This window comes from Nocardiopsis sp. TNDT3, from assembly GCF_003427465.1.
GTDB classification, from domain to species: domain Bacteria; phylum Actinomycetota; class Actinomycetes; order Streptosporangiales; family Streptosporangiaceae; genus Nocardiopsis; species Nocardiopsis dassonvillei.
Genome location: NZ_QPFC01000260.1, coordinates 1 through 4,646, shown reverse-complemented (window position 1 = coordinate 4,646; position 4,646 = coordinate 1). Strand labels below are relative to the sequence as shown.

Sequence of the window (4,646 nt, the reverse complement as noted above, 5' to 3'; positions counted from 1 at the left end):
CGGCGCGCAGGACGCGGGCGCCGCCCGCTTCGGCTCGGCGCGCCGCGGAGCCCAGCAGCGCGCTCTTGCCCGTGCCCGGGTCGCCGACCAGCACCAGGACCCGGTCGGTCGACGTCGAGTCCACCGCGCGGAAGAGGCGCGCCAACTCCGTGTCCCGGCCGACGATCGGTTCCACCGGATCCGGGTCCGGCCACGTGACCGCACCGGGGCCGCCTGTGTGCTCGCCCACGGGGTCTCCAGGAGTCGTGGCTCCCCGGTCGGAGCCGCCTTGCCTTGGCCCACCCAGGCTACAAGCGGCGGAGCCGGTGCCGGGGCGTGTGCGCAGGTGCAGTCACGTGACGGATACCGCGTGCGCCGAGGCCGCCCCTAGGGTCCCAAGAAAGCATCCGAATCACTGAGGAACCCTCATGGAACAAATGCAACTCGGCAATGTCACGATCACCCGGGTCCGGGAGTACTACGGTTCCGTGGAAATGACGCCCGACACCTTCTTCCCGGAGGTGTCCAAGGAGGTCTGGGACGACGGTGCACCCCTGCTGAGCCCGCATTTCGTGGATTTCGAGGCCAATACGGTGAACTCGGCTATCCAGACCTGGGTGCTGCGCAGCGAGGGAAAGACCATTCTCGTCGACACCGGTGTGGGCAATCACAAGGAGCGCCCGTACGCGCCCGTCTGGAGCCGTCTCGAAACCGACTTCCTGGCCAATCTCGCCCGCGCCGGAGTCGCACCCGAGGACGTGGACATCGTGGTCAACACACATCTGCACATCGACCATGTGGGCTGGAACACGTACCTGGACGGCCGGAACTGGGTTCCCACCTTCCCCAACGCCACGTACCTGATGCCCAAGGACGACTTCGACTTCTGGAACCCCGAGAACGGCCACCAGCCACGGCTCGGCCGCGGCAACCAGAACGTCTTCGAGGACAGCGTGGCCCCCGTGCACGAGGCCGGCCAGACGCTGCTGTGGGAGACCAGCCACCGGATCGACGCCGACCTGCGCCTGGACGCGGCTCCCGGGCACACCCCCGGTTCCTCCGTGCTGACCCTGGCCTCCGGAACGGACCGGGCCGTGTTCGTCGGCGACCTGCTGCACAACCCGGTGCAGATCCTCGAACCGGACGCCAACAGCTGCTTCTGCGAGGACCCCGCGGGCGCCCGCGCCACCCGCCGCGAGGTCCTGGGCAGGGCGGCCGACGACAACACCCTCGTGATCCCCGCGCACCTGGGCGGCCACGGCGCCGCCGAAGTGGTGCGCGACGGAGACAAGTTCGCCGTCAAGGGCTGGGCGCCCTTCGCCCCGTACACCCAGCAGGGCTGAGGCCAGCGGAAAGGCATGCCTGTGAACCACCACCCCGACCCCGTCGTGACCACCGCGCAGGGAGCGGTCCGCGGTCGACGCCGCAACGGCGTCACCGCCTTCCTGAACATCCCGTACGCCGCCGCTCCCCGCGGCGCCGACCGGTTCGCGCCGCCGCGACCGCACGAGCCCTGGGACGGCGTACGGGACGCCACCGTGCCGGGGCCCAACGCGCCCCAGGCCGAACGCGGACTCGGCGGCGTGGACATGTCCCCCTACTTCGGCGACGGTTGGAGCCGCGGAGACGACTACCTCACCGTCAGCGTCTGGGCGCCCGAGACAGCGGACGGCGGCCTGCCCGTCATGGTGTTCGTCCACGGAGGGGGGTTCGTCGCCGGCTCCACACGCTCCGCGATGTACGACGGCAGCGGTTTCGCCCGTGACGGCGTCGTCCTCGTCACCCTGAACTACCGGCTCGGTATCGCCGGGTTCCTCGACATCCCCGGAGCACCCGCCAACCGCGGCCTGCTCGACGTCGTCGCCGCGCTGCGCTGGGTCCGCGAGAACGCCGCCGCCTTCGGCGGTGACCCGCGCCGGGTCACCCTCTTCGGCCAGTCGGCCGGAGCGACCATCGTCGGCGCCGTCCTCGCCACCCCCGAGGCCGCGGGCCTCTTCCGGCGGGCGATCGTCCAGAGCGGCAGCGGACTGGGGGCGTTCACGACCGAGCAGGCCGCCCGCGTCACCGGCGCCGCGGCCGAACTCCTCGGCGTCCGGCCCCATGCCGACGCCTTCGCGCAGATCCCCGACGACCGCCTGGTCGAGGCCGCCTCCAAGCTCGCGGGCATCGACCTGCGGACCGGGACGCACCACGACCCGCTGATCGGACTCAGCCCCTTCAGCCTGGTCCTCGACACACAGCCCGCCGCATCCGTCGCCGCCGGGCTCGGCGCGGACGTCGACCTGCTCATCGGGACCAACACCGAGGAGGGGAACCTCTACCTGGCCCCCGTGGGCGCCTACTCCACCTCGACCGCGTCCGACGTCGACGCGGCCGCGGCGCGCTCGCACCCGGATCCGGCGCGGCTCGTCCGGACGTACCGGAGGGCACGCCCCCAGGCGTCCTTCGGCGAACTGCGGTCCGCCGTCATGGGAGACGCGCTGTTCGGCGCGGGCAGCTGGGCCCTGGCCCGCGCCCACGCCTCCCACACCGCGTCCGCCACCTTCGCCTACGAGTTCGCGTGGCGCTCCGACGCCCTGGACGGAGAACTCGGCGCCGCCCACGCGGTCGAGCTTCCCTTCGTCTTCGACCTCGCGCACCTGCCGCGGTTGCGCGGACCGGGCGGTCTGCTGGGGCGCGGCGAGCCCCCCGCGGACCTGGCCGCCCGCGTCCACCAGACCTGGATCCGGTTCGCCGGGACCGGCGACCCCGGCTGGGCCCCCTACGACGACGAGCGCCGGGTCACGATGCGCATCGACACCGAGTGGACCCAGGTCGACGACCCCCGGAGCGCTGAGCGGCGGGCCTGGACGGCGCCGTGACGTTCCGGGGCCGCCGTACCGCTCCCGCCCGCCCGAGCCGAGGAAGGACCGCTGGTCCCTCGGCCCGGCGGGACCGCGGTTCGTGGAGCACCCGTGCAACCGGCTGTCGCGTCGGCTCCGGCGTCGTCCGGGCAGAGGGAGGAGCAGCTCCCGCTAGCGCCGTGACGAGGGCTCGGGGACCGCGAGGCGGAGCTGGAGGCGGGTGAGCTTGTCGTGGTCCAGGGTGCCCGGCTCCGCGCTGAACACGACCACGCGCAGGTCGGTGCCCGGCACGGCCAGGGTCTGGCAGTCGAGGTCGAGCACGCCGAGTTCACCGTGGTCCACGCGCTTGCGCAGCGTCGCACGCGGCCGCACGTCGTGCCGCCGCCACTGCGCCGCGAACCCGGGATCGCGCTCGGCGAACTCGTCGACCAGCCGCCGCAGCGCGGAGTCGTGCGGGCGGCGGGCCAGCGCCTCGCGCGTCTGGGCCGCCGTCTGCGCCGCGAACCCGCCCGCCGACTCCGGCGGCGCCGAGCACACCGTTCCGCCCAGGCGCATGGACAGCCGCAGCACGTTGCGCTCGGCCGGGGCCAGCGCGGCGAAGTCCGTGATCAGCGCGGACGCCAGGCCGTTCCAGGCCAGGACGTCGTGGCGGGCGTCGCAGACGTAGGCGGCGACCGGGCCGAGCCGCTCCAGCAGGGCGAGCACCCCCGGGGGGACCTGTCCGTCCGGGCCGGGCCGGGCGGGCGGCGCGTGCCCCGCGAGCCGGGACAGGTGCGCCCGCTCCGCCTCCGACAGCTCCAGGGCCCGCCCGATCGCGTCGATGACCTGCGGTGACGGGCGCGGCGCCCGGGCCTGCTCCAGCCGCTCGTAGTAGTTCACCGAGACCCCGGCCAGGTCGGCGACCTCCTCGCGCCGCAGCCCCGGTGTGCGCCGCGCGCGCCCGCCCGCGGTCTCGGGCAGGCCGACGTCGGCCGGGCGCAGGGCCTCGCGGCGGGCGCGCAGGAATCCGCCGAGTTCTCGTCTGTCCACGCCCCCAGCCTGCCACGCGCGCGGACGGCCAACCACGGACCACCGGTCCGGGGACGACGCGGCCGTTCCCCCGCGCGCCGCGCCCCGCCAGTGTGGCGGACGACGGACCGAACGACACGGACCGGACGACGCAGGCGCGGACGGACCGAACACCCGAAGGGACCGAAGACATGAGCATCCTCGTCACCGGCGGCACCGGCAACACCGGCCGCCCCCTCACCGAGACGCTGCGGGCCCGAGGCGCGCACGTGCGCGTGGCCAGCCGCGGGCCGGGGCCCGGCGGCGTGCCCTTCGACTGGGCTGACCCCGACACCCACGCCCGGGCACTCGACGGGGCGCGGGCCCTGTACCTGGTGCCGCCGCCGATGACCCTGGACCCCATGCCGGCGGCCGGACCGTTCCTGGCGGCGGCCCGGGCCGCCGGGGTGCGGCGCGTGGTACTGCTCGGCTCGCTGGCGCGACTGTCCGGGGCCCCGGGCGTCGCGGAGCTGGGCGAGGCCGTGCGGTCCTTCCCGGAGTGGGCGGTGCTGCGTCCGTCGGGGTTCATGCAGAACTTCACCGGGGCGCACCCGGTGGCGGCGGGCATCCGCGAGCGCGGCGAGATCCGCTCGGCGACGGGCGAGGGGAAGCTGGGGTGGATCGACGCCGCCGACATCGCGGCCGTCGCGGCACAGCTGCTCCTGGCGCCGGGGCCGGTGGCCGGCGAGCACGTGCTCACCGGCCCGGAGTCGTTCGGGTACGCGCGGGCGGCGGCGGTCATCGCCGAGGCCACCGGTCGGCCGGTGCGCCACACGC

5 protein-coding genes are annotated in these 4,646 nt (G+C 74.5%); 3 read left to right on the top strand and 2 right to left on the bottom strand.

Going from position 1 to position 4,646, the window contains the following annotated elements:
- A partial coding sequence (locus tag DQW06_RS07170; RefSeq protein ID WP_157983368.1) for an ATP-binding protein occupies window positions 1–229 on the bottom strand: 229 nt, incomplete at its 3' end.
- 187 nt (window positions 230–416) lie between these two features.
- Between DQW06_RS07170 and DQW06_RS07165 the strand changes: the two genes are divergently transcribed.
- Together DQW06_RS07165 and DQW06_RS07160 are read left to right on the top strand one after the other, a co-directional pair.
- Window positions 417–1,322, top strand: coding sequence for an MBL fold metallo-hydrolase (locus DQW06_RS07165; RefSeq protein ID WP_197724903.1), 906 nt, complete (start codon window positions 417–419; stop codon window positions 1,320–1,322).
- A gap of 15 nt (window positions 1,323–1,337) precedes the next feature.
- Window positions 1,338–2,840, top strand: a complete 1,503-nt coding sequence (locus DQW06_RS07160; RefSeq protein WP_198048851.1) for a carboxylesterase/lipase family protein — start codon at window positions 1,338–1,340, stop codon at window positions 2,838–2,840.
- A gap of 153 nt (window positions 2,841–2,993) precedes the next feature.
- On the opposite strand, the gene DQW06_RS07155 is transcribed toward DQW06_RS07160, so the two are convergent.
- Window positions 2,994–3,851 (bottom strand): helix-turn-helix transcriptional regulator, encoded by an 858-nt coding sequence (locus DQW06_RS07155; protein WP_013152928.1) that lies wholly within the window; start codon window positions 3,849–3,851, stop codon window positions 2,994–2,996.
- Window positions 3,852–4,021: 170 nt separating this feature from the next.
- On the opposite strand from DQW06_RS07155, the gene DQW06_RS07150 reads away from it, so the two are divergent.
- Window positions 4,022–4,646, top strand: a 625-nt coding sequence (locus DQW06_RS07150; RefSeq protein WP_117198181.1) for an NAD(P)H-binding protein, incomplete at its 3' end; no start/stop codon positions are given.